Raw genomic sequence first — 17,210 nt, 5'->3', positions numbered from 1 at the left:
GGATAGCCGATCTCGTCGGCGATCTTCACCGCGTGCTTGTCGTCCTCGATCACGCCGAGATAGCCGGGGACGGTCGAGACCTTGGCCTTGGCCGCGGCCTTCTTGGACTCGATCTTGTCGCCCATGGCCGCGATCGCGCCCGGGTTGGGGCCGATGAAGACGATGCCTGCGGCCTCCAGCGCGCGCGGAAACGCCTCGCGCTCGGACAGGAAGCCGTAGCCGGGATGCACGGCCTCGGCGCCGGTCTTGCGGCAGGCCTCCACGATCTTCTCGATCAGCAGATAGCTCTCGGCGGCGGCCGGCGGGCCGATCAGCACGGCCTCGTCGGCCATCTCGACATGGAGGGCGTCGCGGTCGGCTTCGGAATAGACCGCAACCGTCTCAATTCCCATGCGGCGCGCGGTCTTGATGACCCGGCAGGCGATTTCGCCGCGATTGGCGATCAGAATGCGTTTGAACATGCTTTTCTTGAGTCTCGACCTTGGGCGGGACCCGTCCCTGGCCGTTGGGGCCTATGGGGGACGGGCCGTGTGGCTCCCGTGGTACATCAAAATGGGCCGGAGGCAACGGTCTAAATCCGGCCCGCTTCTGGCGTACCAGCGCAAGACCGAAACCGGGCTGACAAGGACGACCTACGGCTTGCCGGGCCTCGACGCGGACCTGGCGACGTCCCGGAGCAGGCCATGAACAAAGCCCAGCTTGCCGACCACCGCGGGCGACAGGATGAAGGGATAGAGGTCGCGCAGGCCCATGGCGCGATTGACGCTGTTCATGGCGAAGGTGAAGGGCAGCCATGCGTTGACCAGCGCCTCGACGTCCCTGGCCTCGTAGGGGTTGAAACGGATACGCGCCGTCAACTCCCCGTCGCGGTCGACCTTGGGGCGAACCTCCATGCCGAACTCAGCGGCCATCTCCAGGGTGTCGACGATGTGAAGATAGTGCGCCCAGGTCTCGGCGAAATCTTCCCAGGGGTGCATGGTGGCGTAGGCCGAGACGTAGCTCTGCTGCCAGTCCGGGGGCGCGCCTTCGGCATAGTGACGCTGCAGAGCCTGGCCGTAATCGGCGGAATCGTCGCCGAATACCGCGCGGCATTCATCGAGCTTGCCGCCGCCCTGCACCAGCACGTCCCAGAAATAGTGCCCGACCTCGTGGCGGAAATGCCCGAGCAGCGTCCGATAGGGCTCGCCCATCTCGAGCCTGCGCCGCTCGCGCTCGATGTCGTTGGTCTCGGTCAGTGCGATCGTGATCAGGCCGTTGTCGTGGCCGGTCATGACCTTCTCTGCGCTGTTCGGATCGTCGGCGAGGAAATTGAAGATCAGACCGTGCCCGGGGTCGTCTTGCCGGGTCTGGAGCGGCAGCTTCCAGCGGATCAGGGAATAGAACAGACGGTGTTTCGCCACCTCCAGCTCGCGCCAGCCGGCAAGCTGGGCGGGGTCCGACAGATCCGGCACGATGCCGTTGTGGCGGCAGGCGCGGCAATAGCCGTTGCCCTCGCCCGGATCCGTCAGCCAATTGCAGGCATCGTACGCGGCATTCCGGCACAGCATCCGGCTTTCGCCCTTGTCGGCAAGGACCCGCCAGGCCTCTCCGTCGGGCTCGATTGCCGACATCGTCTCCTTCTCGGGAAGGAAGGCGACGCGGTGGCCGCACCGTTCGCAGGCGCGGTTCTCGAAATAGAGGACGTTGCCGCAGGACTGGCAGACAAAGAGCTTCAAGATTTATCCTCTTCGAGAAGAGAGTCTTATCGATGGGCGTTGTGGCGCCTCGCGACGACGCATCCGCAGGTGCATCGTTCCAATGTCAGGAACAAAATGCCAGACCGGGCGTTGCCCGACCGCAGCTTTTTTCGTTCCGGCTCGCCCGCTGGCCTTTCCAGACAGTCTATTTCCTCTAAACAATGGCCATCACGCTCCGTCTGTGTGAATATCGGTCCGGCACGTGCGCTCCCGCATGACAACGGCCGATGCCTTGAACGATCCCTTGCCCGAGACCGTCGCCGCCGAAAGGCTGCGCCAACACCTCGAAGACGTCGCGCGCGAGCGCGACAACGCCTATCGCGCGCTCCAGGAGCGCGAGGCCGAGCTGGCGCGCATCCAGCGCATCGGCAAGGTCGGCGGCGTCGAGGTCGATTTCCGCGAAGGCTTCAAGAACCGCCGCTCGCCCGAATACCTCATGATCCACGGCCTGCCGCCGGAGGCTGCGGAGGAATCGCACGAGGACTGGGTCAATCGCATCCATCCCGAGGACCGCGACGCCACCGTCAAGCACTTCATCGATGCACTCGCCGGTACCAGCGAAGACTACACCGCCGAATACCGCATCGTCCGTCCCAATGACGGTGAGACCCGCTGGATCCGGGTCGTCGCCAAGATCGAGCGCGACAAGGACGGCCGCGCCATCCGCCTCGTCGGCGCCCATATCGACATCACCGACCAGATGCTCGCGCGCGAGACCCTGCGGGAGAGCGAGGAGCGCTTTCGGCTGATCGCCGACAGCGCGCCGGTGCCGATCTGGGTGACCAAGCTCGATCGCAAACGCTCCTTCGCCAACCAGGCCTATGTCGACTTCGTCGGCCTGCCCTATGACCAGGCCATCGACTTCGACTGGCGCAAGGTGCTGCATCCCGACGACCTGCCGCACGTGCTGCAGCAATCCGTCCAGGGCGAAGCGTCACTCAAACCCTTCGTGCTCGAAGCGCGTTACAAGAACGCCGCCGGCGAATGGCGCTGGCTGCGCTCGGAATCGCAGCCACGCTGGGACCCGACCGGCAAGCATATCGGCTTCATCGGCGTCGCCCACGACATCACCGTCGCCAAGCAGGCCGAGATCGACCTGCGGCAGCTCAATGAGACGCTGGAAGAGCGCATCGCCGAGCGCACCGCCGAGCTCGAATCGAACGAGGCGCGGCTGCGCGCGATCCTGGAGACCAGCAACCAGTATCAAGGCCTGGTCAATCTCCGGGGCGAGCTGCTTTACGCCAACAAGACCGCACTCGACGGCATCGGGGCGAGCTCTTCGGATGTGATCGGGAAGCCGTTGTGGGAGACGCCCTGGTTCAGCGCGACGGAGGGCATGAGCACGCTGGTGCGCGAGGCCTTCCACACCGTGCTCAAGGGCGAAGCCGTGCGGCTGGAGATGCGCCTGCGCCTTCCCATCGGCGAGCGCGATTTCGACTTCGGCATGCGCCCCGTGCTCGACCGGCACGGCAACATCACCGGAGCCGTGCCTGAAGCCGTCGACATCACCGAGCGCCGCCGCGGCGAGGAAGCCCTGCGGCAGTCGCAGAAGATGGAGGCGATCGGCCAGCTCACCGGCGGCGTCGCCCACGATTTCAACAATCTCCTCACCATCATCCGCTCGGCCACCGATTTCCTGCGCCGCCGCGAGCTGCCGGAAGAGCGCCGCCGCCGCTATGTCGATGCCATCTCCGAGACCGTCGAGCGGGCCTCCAAATTGACTGCCCAGCTTCTGGCGTTCGCGCGCCGGCAGCCGCTGAAGCCGCAGATCTTCAACGTCGGCAGCCAGGTCGAGGGGGTCGCGCAGCTGGTCCGGCCGCTGGTCGGCGGCCGTATCGAAATCGCGGTGGAGATTCACGATGCCGACTGCTTCACGGTGGCCGACATCGCCCAGTTCGAGGCCGCGCTGATCAACCTCGCCATCAACGCCCGAGATGCCATGAACGGCGAAGGCCGCCTCATCATCGCCGTGCGCAAGGTCTCCGGGATTCCCAGCCTGCGGGCGCAATCGGCGCGCGGCGGCGACTACGTCGCCATCTCCGTCACCGACACCGGCAGCGGCATCGCGCCGGAACATCTCGACTCGATCTTCGAGCCGTTCTTCACCACCAAGGAGGTCGGCAAGGGCACCGGCCTCGGCCTCAGCCAGGCCTTTGGCTTCGCCAAGCAGTCCGAGGGTGACGTCGCGGTGACGAGCACCCTGGGCAAAGGCGCAACCTTCACCATCTATCTGCCGCAGGCACAGAGCCCGGCCGCCGAGAAGGAAGCCGCGGCGCTGACCCACGAGGCCGCGACCACCGGGCGCGGCTACCGCGTGCTCGTGGTCGAGGACAATGACGATGTCGGCCAGTTCTCGACCGAATTGCTGGAAGATCTCGGCTATGTCGTCCGCCGCGTCGCCAACGCCAATGCGGCGCTGGCCATCCTCGGCGAGAACGAATTCGCCGTCGACCTCGTCTTCTCCGACGTGATCATGCCCGGCATGAACGGCGTCGAGCTCGCCGGCATCATCCGTGAGCGCTATCCCGGCCTGCCCGTCGTGCTCACCTCCGGCTACAGCAACGTGCTCGCCGAAAACGCCCATCGCGGTTTCGAATTGATCCAGAAGCCCTATTCGGTGGAATCGCTGTCGCGCATTCTGCGCAAGGCGATCACGGAGAAGCTATCGGTGGCAAGGTAAAAGTGAATTGCGCGGGAAGCTGTCGCAAGCTCTGTCATTGCGAGTGTAGCGAAGCAATCCAGACTGCCTTCGCGGAAAGATTCTGGATTGCTTCGTCCCTCCGCTCCTTGCAAGGACGGAGATCTTGCGCCGTTCCAACTCGCAGTTGTGAGGTCTTGAGGCGGGAACAAAGCTATCGTGAGATCGGTTTTTGCCGAAGCGATTCCCAGCCTCGATCGAGTAACCGATGCCCAGCGAAAATCCCGATCAGGACAGGCGCGCCGGCCGCGCACTGGACGCGGCCAATTTCTTCCTCGCCGATGTTCGCGACGGGCTCGGGCCCTATCTCGCCGTCTATCTGCTCACCGAGCAACACTGGAATGAGGCGCGCATCGGCCTCGTGATGTCGATTGCGACCATCGCCGGCATCGTGGCGCAGACACCGGCCGGTGCGCTGGTGGACGCCACGCGGGCAAAACGGCTCGCGATGATGATTGCCGCCATTCTGGTGACGCTGGCCTCGCTCTCGCTGCCGCTGTTTCCGGGCTTTCTCCCTGTCGCGATCTCGCAAGGGGTCGCCCAGGCCGCCGCAGTGATCTTCCCGCCGGCGATCGCCGCCATCTCGCTCGGCATCTTCGGCCATGCCGCCTTCACCCGGCGGATCGGCCGTAACGAGACTTTCAATCACGCCGGCAACGCCGTGGCGGCGGGGCTGGCCGGTCTGTCCGCCTATTGGTTCGGACCGACCGTTGTGTTCTACCTTCTCGGCGCGATGGCGATCGCGAGTCTCGTCAGCATCCTGGCGATCCCCGAACGGGCCATCGATCACGATCTCGCGCGCGGGCTGCACGACGCTGACACCAACGGCGCGGCCGAGCGGCCTTCGGGCCTTTCCGTGCTGCTGACCTGTCGTCCCCTGCTCGTCTTCGCGATCTGCGTGGCGCTGTTTCACCTGTCCAATGCGGCCATGCTGCCGCTGGTCGGACAAAAACTCGCGCTGCAGGACAAGAACATGGGCACCAGCCTGATGTCGGCCTGCATCGTCGCGGCGCAAATGGTGATGGTGCCGTTTGCAATGCTGGTCGGCGCCCGGGCCGATCGCTGGGGCCACAAGCGCTTCTTCCTCGCCGCGCTGATGATCCTGCCGATCCGCGGCGCCCTCTACACGCTCTCGGACAATCCGTTCTGGCTGGTCGGCGTGCAGTTGCTGGACGGCGTCGGCGCCGGCATCTTCGGCGCGATCTTTCCCGTCATCGTCGCCGACCTCATGCGCAACACCGGCCGCTTCAACGTCGCGCAAGGCGCCGTCATCACCGCCCAGAGCATCGGCGCTGCGCTGTCGACGACGCTGGCCGGCTTCGTCGTGGTCGGCGCGGGCTACAGCGCAGCGTTCATCACCCTCGGCATCGTCGCTGCGATCGGCGCCGTCATCTGCATGCTCGCGCTGCCCGAGACACGACAGGGCGGCCCACGCCCACGGGGGGAGACAGCGGCGCCGGCATCCGCTATCGCTGCGGAATGAACTCATTTCACGTCAAGGACTGACCGTGCCGTCTGACGCCATCTTGGCCTGGAGCATCATCGTCGCTGCGACCGCAGGCGTCATCATCCGTCCGTTCCGCCTGCCCGAGGCGATCTGGGCCGTGATCGGTGCCGGCGCCCTGGTGCTATCAGGCCTGCTGCCGTGGCAGGATGCGCTTGTCGGCATCGAGAAGGGCGTCGACGTCTATCTCTTCCTGATCGGCATGATGCTGATCGCCGAGCTCGCGCGCCTCGAGGGCCTGTTCGACTACCTCGCCGCGCTTGCGGTGGAATATGCGGCCGGCTCGCCGCAGCGGCTGTTCCTGCTGATCTATCTCGTCGGCACGCTCGTCACGGTGCTGCTCTCCAACGATGCCACCGCGATCGTGCTGACGCCCGCCGTCTATGCCGCGACGCGCGCAGCCGGCGCAAAACCACTGCCCTATCTCTTCGTCTGTGCCTTCATCGCCAATGCCGCAAGCTTCGTGCTGCCAATCTCCAATCCCGCCAATCTCGTCGTGTTCGGCGCGCGCATGCCCGAGCTCACGGAATGGCTGCGCCTGTTCGCCCTGCCCTCGGCGGCCTCCATCCTGATGACCTACATCGTGCTGCGGCTGACCCAGCACCAGGTCCTGAAGGAGGAGACGATTGCGCGCAGCGTGCCGCATCCCAAGCTCGGCCGCGGCGGCAAGCTGACGGCGGTCGGCATCGTCGCGATCGGAATCGTGCTGGTCACGGCGTCTGCGCTGGACAAGCAGCTGGGCCTGCCGACCTTCATCTGCGGCGGCGTGACAGCCGCGATCGTGCTGCTGATCAGCCGGCAGTCGCCTTTGCCCGTGCTGCGGGGCGTGTCCTGGAGTGTGTTGCCGCTGGTGGGCGGGCTCTTTGTCATGGTGGAGGCGCTGGTCAAGACCGGCGTGATCGCGCAGCTCAGCGCGCTGCTCCACCAGGCGGTGGCGCAATCGGTGCCGAAGGCGGCCTGGAGTGTCGGCATTGCAACCGCGCTGGCCGACAACATCGCCAACAACCTTCCGGTCGGCCTCGTCGCCGGCTCGGTCGCGGCCAGCGATCATTTGCCCGCCCCGGTCGTCAGCGCCATCCTGATCGGCGTCGACCTCGGCCCCAATTTGTCGGTGACGGGCTCGCTCGCCACCATCCTCTGGCTGGTCGCGCTCCGGCGGGAGAAGATCGAGGTCGGCGCCTGGCCCTTCCTCAAGCTCGGCCTGCTGGTGACGCCGCCCGCTTTGATCGCGGCGCTGGCAGCGGCAATCAGGTAAGGCAGGCCGCGGCCTTCGAAATTGAGTGCAAGCTATTTGCGGTGCGTCAATGCCGCCGGCGACGCTGCGCCTAGAATTCCAATGTCGCGCAAGTCAGACGGATAAGACGCGGCAAGGAAGGTTCATCATGCAGATTCAATCAAAGGCGTTGCCGCAGAGCTCCTTTCTGCGTCGTGCGATTCGGAGCCTCACTGCAGCGGGCGAGAGCAGCGCGGAGACGGCCCATCCGCTGCTGGTCGTCTCCGCAGTGGCGTTGTTTACCATCTTCATCATCGTGGAGGTCGACCTCCACTCCGCCCAGCTTCAGGCGCTCGGCCTGCTCGGCCACGGGATGGGAATCGATCCGGTCTTCCTGAGCCCGTAGTCGCTGGTCGCAGCGTTCCGAAATCGGTCCCGATCGCGGCGACGACGCCGCGACCGGGGAGCGCTTCGTCAGTCGTTCTCGTAGCCGTAGACTTCCGGCAGGATGAAGATCGCGGCGAGCAATCCGATCAGCGGGAAGATCGCGACCATCAGCGTGGCATTCGCCTGCCCGATCGCGGCGAACACCGTCGGGAACAGGAAGATCGCCAGGAACGACGGCAGCTTCACGAACATGTAGGCGAAGCCGCTGGCGGTGCCGCGATATTTCGGCTTGGCGACCATGGTCGGGATCGTCATGCAGTTCGACGCGTCCCAATAATGGCCCCACAGCATGGCGGCGGCCGCGAACGGCAGCAGGATCTTGTTGTCGGTGTAGAGCGCGAAGGCCGCGACCAGCAGCGAGACCAGCACGATCGAGAAGCCGGCGATCGAGATGCCGCGGTGGCCGATCTTCGGCGTCAGCAGCGGCCCGACCCAGCCCGACAATGCGGCGAAGGAGAACAGCGCCATCGTCACCAGATTGATGCCGAGCACGCTCGACACGCCGACCATGACAAAGAGTACCGGCAGATAGAACGCGAAGGTCGAGAATTCGCTGGCTTGCACGAAACAGGCGATCCAGCCGTAGACCGTCGCACGCCAGCGGACCGGATCCTTCCTGAGATCGGCGAGGAATGCGCGGGTCGAGACCTTCGGCACTTCGACGTCCCGGTCCGGCAGCATGTCGAGATTGTCGTTGAACATCTCGCGCGCGACCTGCTTGGCCTCGCGGTAGCGTCCCTTCTGCACCAGCCAGACCGCCGTTTCCGGCACGTCGTGACGCATCACCAGGATGATCAGCGCCGGCAGCGCGCCGAGGCCGAGCGTCACGCGCCACAGCATCTCGTGGTTCATGTCGATCAGGAGGAAGATCACGATGACGCCGATGGTGAGGACCTCGCCGACGGCGAACATGAACTGCCAGCGGTTGCCCATGACCTCGCGCTCGCCCTTGGCCATGGATTCCATGATGTAGGTGTAGCCTGTGGAAATATCCGAGCCGAGCGGGACGCCGAGCAGGAAGCGGATCACGATGAGCCAGGTGACGTCAGGCACGAAGGCCTGCGCCAGCGCCAGCACGATGAACATCACCATCGTCACCAGGAACATGACGCGGCGGCCGATCTTGTCGGACAGCCAGCCGCCCAGCAGCGCACCGATCAGGGCGCCGCCCTGCGTGCCCGCCGCGGCAAGGCCCAGCATCAGCGCCGAGGGATTGTACTGCTCCTTGATGAAGATCAGCACGAAGGCGATCGAATAGAGGTCCCAGGCTTCCACCAGGATCGAGGCCATCATCAGCCAGCCGACCTTGTTGCCCTTGGGACTGTAGTTCGTGATGAGGTAGCGGACCGCAGCTTCGCTCGCGGTCGGTTGTGGCATCGCCATCGTTGTCATGCTTGGTCCTCTTTTCAAAACTCGCTACGTGCCGAGCAGCGGCTCGATGCTGCAATCGAGCAGGCGCGGGTCGATCCCCGCTTCCATGCCCGTGAATATCTCGCCCATGTAGTCGATCAGCCCATCGCTCGCCTTCACCGCGTCGTCGACGCGCCGGCTGGCGACCGCGGCGAGAATGGCGAGATGACGATCAATCGTGCCTGACAGGTCGGCCTGCCCCGGCATGAAGCGGTGGTGGATGTAGCCGATGCGCCGGTACAGCGTGTGCAGTGGCCGCAGCGTGTGCACCAGGAACGGCTCGCCGGCGGCTTCCAGCACCAGCGCGTCGATGCGGCGGTCGATGTGGTTGAATTCGTCGAGGGTGAGGCTGGCGCGGCGCTCGCGCAGGAGACGCTCGATGTGAAGCGCCTGATTGCGATGCGAGAGGCTGGCGCGATCGGCCGCAAGGCGGATCACGAAACGCTCCATGTCGCGGCGCAAGGCCAGCAGCATGCGTTCGCGCGCAAGATCGATCGGCGCAATGTGCAGGCCGTGGCGCGGGCGGATGATGATGAGCGTATCGGCGGAGAGACGATTGACGGCGTGGTGCACCGGCGTGCGCCCGAAGCCGGTGATCTGCTGCAATTCCAGCATGGTCATGAACTGACCGGGCTTGAGCTCGCAATGAACGAGGAGCTCCTCGATTTTCTGATAGGCCAGCTCGAAGAAGTTGAGACGGTTGCGCCGGGAGGGCCTGCCCTCGCCGTCCTCGTCGTTTCTCACCACTTCGAGCGCGCGCTTGCGCCGTGCCATGTTTGTCCTCCCTGCCACCGGCTCGCGCTGTCGAGCGGCGGCTTATTTGTGATATCCTTAAAACATGTTGTGATATATTACAAGCGGGCGTATGACTGCCCGCCGAGATCGCCGGTTTTGACCGGCATAGACACGAACAACAAGACGGGCGCGAGGCGCCTTATCATGGGAGGACTGTTGCAGTGAAGATCACTTCGATCGAGACCCTGCGCACCGAGGAATTCTCCAACGTCATCTGGGTACGAATCCACACCGACACCGGCGTGATCGGACTCGGCGAGACCTTCTATGGCGCAGGCGCGGTCGAGGCGCAGATTCACGACACCTTTGCCGGCCGCCTGCTCGGCCGCAATCCCCTGCACATCGAGGCGATCCACCGCGATATGCTGAACCTGCCGATGGCGCAGTCCTCCACCGGCGTCGAGTATCGCGCGGCCTCCGCGATCGACATCGCGCTGTGGGACCTGTTCGGCAAGGTCTGCAATCAGCCGGTGCACCAGATGCTAGGGGGTCTCTGCCGCGACAAGCAGCGCATCTACAACACCTGCGCCGGCACGCAATATGTCCGCTCCACCAATATCAGCCCGGTCTCCAACTGGAATCTCGGCGCCGCCAAGGGCCCCTATGAAGATCTCGACGGCTTCATGCACCGCGCCGATGCGCTGGCCGAAAGCCTGCTGGAAAGCGGCATCTCCGCGATGAAGATCTGGCCGTTCGATCCGGCGGCACAGGAGAACAAGGGCCTCTACATCACCGCCGCCCAGATGAAGCAGGCGATCGAGCCGTTCGAGAAGATCCGTAAAGCGGTCGGCGACAAGATGGAGATCATGGTCGAGCTCCACTCGCTGTGGAATCTGCCGACCGCCAAGCAGATCGCGCGCGCGCTCGAGCCCTACAAGCCGACCTGGTACGAAGACCCGATCCGGATGAACTCGCCGCAGGCGCTGGCCGAATACGCCCGCTCGACCGACGTCTGGGTCTGCGCCAGCGAGACGCTGGGCTCGCGTTTCCCCTACAAGGACATGCTCGACCGCGACGCCATGCATGTGGTGATGGCGGATCTGTGCTGGACCGGCGGTCTCACCGAGGGCCGCAAGATCGCGGCGATGGCGGAGACCTATCACCGCCCCTTTGCGCCGCACGATTGCATCGGCCCGATCGGCTTCATCGCCGCCATCCACATGTCGTTCAGCCAGCCCAACACGCTGATCCAGGAATCGGTGCGCGCCTTCTACAAAGGCTGGTACAATGAGCTCGTCACCACGATGCCCGTGATCAAGGACGGTTTTGTCTATCCGATGGAAGGCCCCGGCCTCGGCGTCGATCTTCTGCCGGCCGTATTCGACCGCTCCGATCTCACCGTGCGCCGCTCCAACGTCTAAGGACTTTCTGACATGAGCACCTCCCTCTTCGATCTCTCCGGCCGCACCGCGCTCGTGACCGGCTCCTCTCGCGGCCTCGGCCGCGCCATCGCCGAAGGCATGGCCAGGGCCGGCGCCAGGATCATCGTCAACGGCGTCGATCCCAAGCGAGTCGAGCAGGCCGTCGCCGAGTTTCGCGCCGCCGGGCATCAGGCCGAAGGCGCGGCCTTCAACGTCACCGACGAGCCTGCGATCGTCGCGGCGTTCAACGACTTCGACAAAAAGGGCATGGCGGTCGACATCGTCGTCAACAATGCCGGCATCCAGCACCGCAAGCCGCTGGTCGAGTTCACCACCGACGAATGGCGCAAGGTGATCGAGACCAACCTCACCAGCGCCTTCGTGATCGGCCGCGAGGCGGCCAAGCGCATGATCCCGCGCAAGCACGGCAAGATCATCAATATCGGCTCGCTCGGCAGCGAGCTCGCCCGCCCCACCATCGCGCCCTACACCGCGGCCAAGGGCGGCATCAAGAATCTCACCCGCTCGATGGCGGTGGAGTGGGCCCAGCACGGCATCACGGCCAATGCGATCGGCCCCGGCTACATGCTGACCGACATGAACGAGGCGCTGGTCAACAACACCGATTTCAACAACTGGCTGATGGGCCGCATCCCCTCCAAGCGCTGGGGCAAGCCGGACGAGCTGGTCGGCGCGGCGATCTTCCTGGCGTCCGACGCCTCCACGTATGTCAACGGCCAGATCATCTATGTCGATGGCGGCATGATCGCCGCGATGTGATCGCAAAGAGCAAGGAACAAGCCCATGCGCGCCGTCGTCATCCACGCCCCGAAGGATCTGCGGATCGACAATTATCCCGATCCGGCGCCCGGCCCGGGCGAGGTCCGCGTCAAGATCGCCAATGGCGGCATCTGCGGCTCCGACCTGCACTATTACCATCACGGCGGTTTCGGCGTCGTGCGCATCCAGCAGCCGATGGCGCTGGGCCATGAGATCGCCGGCGTGGTCGCGGCCGTTGGTGACGGCGTCACCAGCGTGATGCCGGGCACGCGCGTCGCGGTCAATCCGAGCAAGCCGTGCGGCCGGTGCCTGCACTGCCAGGAGGGCCTACGCAACCAGTGCCTCGACATGCGCTTCCTCGGCAGCGCGATGCGCTTTCCTCATGTTCAGGGCGGATTTCGCGAGTTCATCACGGTCGATGCCACGCAAGCGGTGCCGATCGCGGACAAGCTGTCGCTGGCGGAGGCCGCGGTCGCCGAGCCGCTCGCGGTGTGCCTGCATGCCGGCAAGCAGGCCGGTCCCCTGCTCGGCAAGCGCGTGCTGATCACCGGCTGCGGCCCGATCGGCGCGCTGATGATCCTGGTCTCGCGCTTCGGTGGCGCGGCCGAGATCGTGGTGACCGATGTCGCCGAGGCGCCGCTCGCGGTCGCCAGGAAGCTCGGCGCCACGCACGCCATCAACGTTGCGGCGAATGCTGTGGCGCTCGATCCCTGGCGCGCCGGCAAGGGCGTGTTCGACACGCTGTTCGAAGCCTCCGGCAATCAGGCGGCGCTACGCACCGCGCTCGACGTGCTCCGGCCCGGCGCAACGCTGGTGCAGCTCGGCCTCGGCGGTGAGATGACGCTGCCGATCAATTCGATCGTCGCCAAGGAATTGCAGCTCCGCGGCACTTTCCGCTTCGATCCCGAATTCGAGCTGGCGGTGCGGCTGATGGGCGAAGGCCTGATCGACGTCAAGCCGCTGATCACGGCCACCATGCCGTTCGAAAACGCGGTCGCCGCCTTCGAGCTCGCCAGCGACCGCTCGCAGTCGATGAAGGTGCAGCTTACTTTCTAACCGCGTCGGCGGCCTGCTGGCTCTCGATCAGCCGGTCGCTGACCAGCCGCACGGCGCCCCGTTTCCACGAATAATCCGCGCCCATGCGCAGGCCGCTGTCGCCGCGCGCCAGCACCGCGCCGGTGCTGGCGTCGCGCAGCTGGAAGCCGAGCGTGTATTCGGTGCGGCTGACCCGCCGCACCACGCCGATCAGCGATTGATCCGCGCCGAGCTCTTTCGCAATCGCGGCCTCGCAGCCGCCGCAGTCGCGTAAAGCGTGCGCCTTGACCGCCTCGCCGCTCGCGCTGCCGATATCGATGATGCGGTAGCGGCCGGACTGGCCAAGCACGTCACGCACGCCACCGGTGGTCTCGGCGAGGTACGATGTGTCTGAAGCGGCCAAGGCGCCCCCTGATGCGGCCGTCATGTCCTCGAGCTCGAAATCGAACACGGCGAGCGCGACCGGCGCGGGCGTGCCGAGTGCCGCGATGACCTCGCGGGCGAGGAACGCCTCGGCGCGGTCCCAGGCTTCGTCGTTGTCGCCGCGGAACGTGTAGAGCTTCTCGAACAAGACCTTGTTGGCCCCGGTATCGATCACGGCGACCCGCGCCCATTGCACCAGCGTGCTCGTCTTCTGGACGCCGCCGACGACCTTGAATCTTGCGTCGGCTTGTCCTGCGGGCGTGAGCTGGTAGCGCTTGTCCGCCCCGACATCCCGTCGCAGCGCGATCATGAACGCGCCCAGCCGCTTCTCGTGGACGGCGGTCTGGTCGACCGGCTCGCCGGACGTATCCAGGTACTGGAAATCCTCGATCGACACGCCGGCCGGTGCCGCGGCAGCCGCCTCGGTCCCCGCGCCGGCAGGCCGGACAGCCACGAGGACAGCCAGGAGAAAAGCAGGGAGGATCAACCGGGAGAGGTACATGAGCGGAGCCTCGCAGATGGAGCGATCGGCAAATCTCGGCAGCAGCCCGACACCCTGCAACGGGGGCCGTCCCGGCGAGCGCCGGGAAAATTTCACGTCGTTGCACTGCGGTAACCGTGGCGCTTTGCGCGGCTGGCGTTCTGCCGTTTAATGCGGCGGCGACAAACCCGTTCGCGCCAGGTGCTGCCCGATGTGGAACCGCCCGAGATTCGATCTCAAGGTCCGTCTGACGTTGCGCGTCGCCGCCATAACGGCTGCCTGCTTCGCCGCAATCTCCGCCTATTTCCTGATCGCCGCCGACCGCGCGGTGCATGCGCGCATCGACGGCATCGCGGCGATCGTGGCGAAGTCGCTGGAGCTGCAGCAGGGCAAGATCCAGTGGGTGGCCGGCCCGCGCGACTTTCCCAACCTCGATCCCGTCGCGGCCTATGTGATGACGCCCGGCCTGTGTCTGGCATTCCGGGGCCCGAGCGGCGAGATGCTGCAGCGGTTCTGCAGCGGTGCGCCTGCCCCGGAGAGCCCGTCGCCGCAGGTCTTCGCGGCCTTCTATCGCAGCCTGTTCGACCCCGGCCGCGAAGCGGCACGGCCCGTGATCGTGCGCGGCGCAAAGCTCGGCGAGACCGTGGTCTCGGTCGATCCGGCCGTGCAGACGGCGGAGGCCTGGCACGAGGCCGGCCGCCTGATGATTGCGCTTGCGATCGCGCTGCCGCTGCTGTGCTTGCTGGTCTACGCCGCGCTGGCGCGCGCGCTGCGCCCGACCCGTCTGATCCGCACCGGCCTCGAGCGGATCGCCGCCAACGATCTCTCGGCGCGGCTGCCGCCGTTCGATCTGGCCGAACTCTCCGCGATCCGCGACGGCTTCAACCATCTCGCCGAAAGCCTCGACAACGCGCTCGCCGAGCGCAGCGAGCTGACGCGCAAGCTGATCGCGCTCCAGGACGACGAGCGCCGCCATCTGGCGCGCGAGCTGCACGACGAGTTCGGCCAGTCGCTGGCCGCCATCCGCGCGCTCGCCTCCTCCGCCCGCCAGACCGCCGCCCAGGACTGCCCCGCTTTGCTCGGCGAATGCGACGGTATCGCGCGGACCGCGACCGGCATGATGGAGACGCTGCGCGGCGCGCTGTTCCGGCTGCGCCCGCCCGACGTCGAGGAGCTCGGGCTGGTTGCGAGCCTGGAAGGCCTCGTCGCCGGCTGGAACGGACGCAGCCGCGGCGAGACCCGCTTTTCGATCCATTTCGACGGCGCGGTCGAGACCCTGCCCGCCGCGATCAGCGCCAACCTCTACCGCATCGTGCAGGAGGCGCTGACCAACGCCGCCAAGCACGCCGGCGCCACCAAGGTGGACCTGCATTTGACGATGGCGGCCAACGAGATCGCGCTTGCCATCGACGACGACGGCCGGCCGAACGATGCCTCCAGCAAATCCGGCATGGGCCTGCTCGGCATGCGCGAGCGCGTTGCGGCCTTGCGCGGCCGGATGAGCTTCGAAGTCGGCGCCAACGGCGGCTCGGCGCTGCGCGTCGTCATTCCGCTCACAGCCGCCGAGCGGCAGGCGCTGGAGCATGCGGCATGAGCGCGGCCGATGCCTCCATCCTGCTGGTCGACGACCATTCCGTGGTCCGCGAGGGCTATCGCTCCGTGCTCCAGAAGCAGCCGGGCCTGCGCGTCATCGCCGAGGCGTCCGACGGCGCGGAGGCCTACCGGCTGTACAAATCCGAGGCGCCCGACCTCGTCATCATGGATCTGAGCATGCCCGGCATCGGCGGCATCGAGGCCGTCAGGCGGATCAGGCAGTGGGACAAGGGCGCAAGGATTCTCATCTTCACCATGCATCAGAATGCGGGCTTTGCCGTGCAGGCGATCCGCGCCGGCGCCAGGGGTTACGTCACCAAGACCAGCCCGCCGGAAACGCTGGTGCGGGCCGTGATGGACGTGCTCGCCGGCAAAATCGCCATCAGCCCCGACATCGACCACGAGCTGGCGCTGAGCCGGCTCGGCGGCGAAAGCTCGGCCGCCGACGTCCTCACCGCGCGCGAGTTCGAGGTGATGCGGCTGCTGCTCGCGGAGCGGACGACGGAGGAGATCGCGGAAACGCTGCACGTCAGCCCGAAGACGGTGGCCAACCTGCACTCCCTGATCAAGGACAAGCTCGGCGTCGGCTCCGACATCGAGCTGGTCCGCCTCGCCTTGCGCCAGGGACTGTTGACCGAGCCCGATCTCGGCGAAGCCTGATGGACCCCGAGAAGCGGCCGATTATTCGCGCGCGACCACCTGGTCCAGCCACGCACAGTTGAGCGGCGGCACGCGGGGATCAGCGACGCGAACGCCGCGCGCTGCCGCATCGAGCCGCATGTCGCGCAGGCGCCTGCGCTGCTCCTCCGGCATATGCAGCCGCTCGTGGCCCCACAGCGACGGGCCGTCGAACGTCTCGTGCGGCTGCCAGGTCTCGGGATCGATGACGCGCGCACCCCAGCCATATTCGATGAAGAACCCGGACGGCGTATTCACGTAGAACGAGGTCATGTGGTCGTTGGTGTGCCGGCCCAGCGTATAGGCGATACGGCCCTCGTCCAGCTGCGCGAGGTCGTAGCCTTGACCGACATCGTCGAGGCTGCCGAGCTCGACCATGAAATGATGCATCGCCTTGCGCCCCGAGCCCACCATCGCAAAGGAATGATGGCGGCCGTTGACGTGGAAGAAATAGAGCCCGTAAGGCTTGAGTCCGAAGTCCGAGACGTGGAAGCCGAGCACGTCGCGGTAGAACGGTAACAGCGGCTCGACGTCCTCGACGTTGAGCACGACGTGCCCCATACCGAGCGCTCCGGTGCGGAAACCCGAGATCGGCCGACCCGGCTTGAACGGCTCGCTCGCAAGCTCCGGCTTGCAGAAGGCCTCGAGCCCGTTGCCGGCGGGATCGACGAACGCGATCAGTTCGGCGACATGCCGCTCGTCGGCGAGCGCGCGCGAGCCGCGCATCACCTTGACGCCGTGGTCTTCCAGCCGGCCGGCGAGCCGGTCGAGCTCGGCGCTCGAGGAGACTTCCCAGCCCATCACTGCAAGGCCGGCATCGCTGCTCCCGTCGACGATCAGCCGCTGCTTGCGATCGTCCATGCGGAACGCGCGCATCTTGCCGCCGCGATCGACCTGCTGCATGCCGAGCAGCCCCGTCGCCATCCGGCCCCACTGATCGAGCTGCGATGAGTTGATCCCGATATAACCGAGCGCGGTGATTTCCATCGAATTCCTCCCGAAGGCATCGCGTGTGCCGCAATGCGGCGAACTTGATACCGGCTGCGCACGATTCTA

At 66.0% G+C, this 17,210-nt stretch carries 15 protein-coding genes; 9 read left to right on the top strand and 6 right to left on the bottom strand.

Going from position 1 to position 17,210, the window contains the following annotated elements; all coding sequences use genetic code 11:
• On the bottom strand, positions 1-461 hold a 461-nt coding region (locus AABA86_RS14720; protein ID WP_338307301.1), incomplete at its 3' end, for a biotin carboxylase N-terminal domain-containing protein.
• A 171-nt stretch (positions 462-632) separates the two neighbouring features.
• Positions 633-1,715 (bottom strand): zinc-binding metallopeptidase family protein, encoded by a 1,083-nt coding sequence (locus AABA86_RS14715; protein ID WP_338307300.1) that lies wholly within the window; start codon positions 1,713-1,715, stop codon positions 633-635.
• Positions 1,716-1,938: 223 nt separating this feature from the next.
• Here AABA86_RS14715 and AABA86_RS14710 point away from each other — a divergent pair, with 223 nt between their 5' ends.
• The 4 genes from AABA86_RS14710 (at position 1,939) to AABA86_RS14695 (ending at position 7,557) form a co-directional block, all read left to right on the top strand.
• A complete protein-coding gene (locus AABA86_RS14710) occupies positions 1,939-4,416 on the top strand; it encodes a hybrid sensor histidine kinase/response regulator (RefSeq protein ID WP_212253796.1) in 2,478 nt (825 codons plus the stop codon).
• Positions 4,417-4,642: 226 nt separating this feature from the next.
• Complete coding sequence (locus AABA86_RS14705) at positions 4,643-5,917, top strand: MFS transporter (RefSeq protein WP_338307299.1); 1,275 nt, start codon at positions 4,643-4,645, stop codon at positions 5,915-5,917.
• Between the two features lie 25 nt (positions 5,918-5,942).
• Entirely contained in the window at positions 5,943-7,193 is a 1,251-nt protein-coding gene (locus AABA86_RS14700) for an arsenic transporter (protein WP_338307298.1), read from the top strand.
• A gap of 127 nt (positions 7,194-7,320) precedes the next feature.
• Positions 7,321-7,557 (top strand): hypothetical protein, encoded by a 237-nt coding sequence (locus AABA86_RS14695; protein WP_038949989.1) that lies wholly within the window; start codon positions 7,321-7,323, stop codon positions 7,555-7,557.
• 68 nt (positions 7,558-7,625) lie between these two features.
• Here AABA86_RS14695 and AABA86_RS14690 read toward each other — a convergent pair whose 3' ends face one another.
• A complete protein-coding gene (locus tag AABA86_RS14690) occupies positions 7,626-8,990 on the bottom strand; it encodes an MFS transporter (RefSeq protein WP_338307297.1) in 1,365 nt (454 codons plus the stop codon).
• Between the two features lie 24 nt (positions 8,991-9,014).
• On the bottom strand, positions 9,015-9,782 hold the full coding sequence (locus AABA86_RS14685; protein WP_212253791.1) for a GntR family transcriptional regulator: 768 nt from the start codon (positions 9,780-9,782) through the stop codon (positions 9,015-9,017).
• 182 nt (positions 9,783-9,964) lie between these two features.
• Here AABA86_RS14685 and AABA86_RS14680 point away from each other — a divergent pair, with 182 nt between their 5' ends.
• From AABA86_RS14680 to AABA86_RS14670, 3 genes are read left to right on the top strand one after another with little or no spacing between them, the layout of a single operon-like run.
• Entirely contained in the window at positions 9,965-11,164 is a 1,200-nt protein-coding gene (locus AABA86_RS14680) for a mandelate racemase/muconate lactonizing enzyme family protein (RefSeq protein ID WP_338307296.1), read from the top strand.
• A 12-nt stretch (positions 11,165-11,176) separates the two neighbouring features.
• Positions 11,177-11,944 (top strand): SDR family oxidoreductase, encoded by a 768-nt coding sequence (locus tag AABA86_RS14675; RefSeq protein ID WP_338307295.1) that lies wholly within the window; start codon positions 11,177-11,179, stop codon positions 11,942-11,944.
• A gap of 24 nt (positions 11,945-11,968) precedes the next feature.
• Entirely contained in the window at positions 11,969-13,000 is a 1,032-nt protein-coding gene (locus tag AABA86_RS14670; RefSeq protein WP_338307294.1) for an L-idonate 5-dehydrogenase, read from the top strand.
• Here AABA86_RS14670 and AABA86_RS14665 read toward each other — a convergent pair.
• Positions 12,990-13,904 (bottom strand): DUF3280 domain-containing protein, encoded by a 915-nt coding sequence (locus tag AABA86_RS14665; protein ID WP_338307293.1) that lies wholly within the window; start codon positions 13,902-13,904, stop codon positions 12,990-12,992. The two genes, AABA86_RS14670 and AABA86_RS14665, sit on opposite strands and share 11 nt — an antisense overlap.
• Positions 13,905-14,094: 190 nt before the next feature.
• Between AABA86_RS14665 and AABA86_RS14660 the strand changes: the two genes are divergently transcribed.
• Both AABA86_RS14660 and AABA86_RS14655 read left to right on the top strand, forming a co-directional pair.
• Entirely contained in the window at positions 14,095-15,477 is a 1,383-nt protein-coding gene (locus AABA86_RS14660) for a sensor histidine kinase (protein WP_338307292.1), read from the top strand.
• Entirely contained in the window at positions 15,474-16,136 is a 663-nt protein-coding gene (locus AABA86_RS14655; protein WP_038972910.1) for a response regulator, read from the top strand. Before AABA86_RS14660 ends, AABA86_RS14655 begins: the two co-directional genes overlap by 4 nt.
• 21 nt (positions 16,137-16,157) lie before the next feature.
• On the opposite strand, the gene AABA86_RS14650 is transcribed toward AABA86_RS14655, so the two are convergent.
• Positions 16,158-17,141, bottom strand: a complete 984-nt coding sequence (locus tag AABA86_RS14650) for a VOC family protein (RefSeq protein ID WP_338307291.1) — start codon at positions 17,139-17,141, stop codon at positions 16,158-16,160.
• Between the last annotated feature and the right edge of the window lie 69 nt (positions 17,142-17,210).

The sequence above is a fragment of the Bradyrhizobium sp. TM233 genome (genome assembly GCF_036247965.1).
Lineage (GTDB): Bacteria > Pseudomonadota > Alphaproteobacteria > Rhizobiales > Xanthobacteraceae > Bradyrhizobium > Bradyrhizobium ottawaense.
Note: the sequence above shows the minus strand (reverse complement) of the source record. Positions and strands in the feature narration are given on the sequence as shown.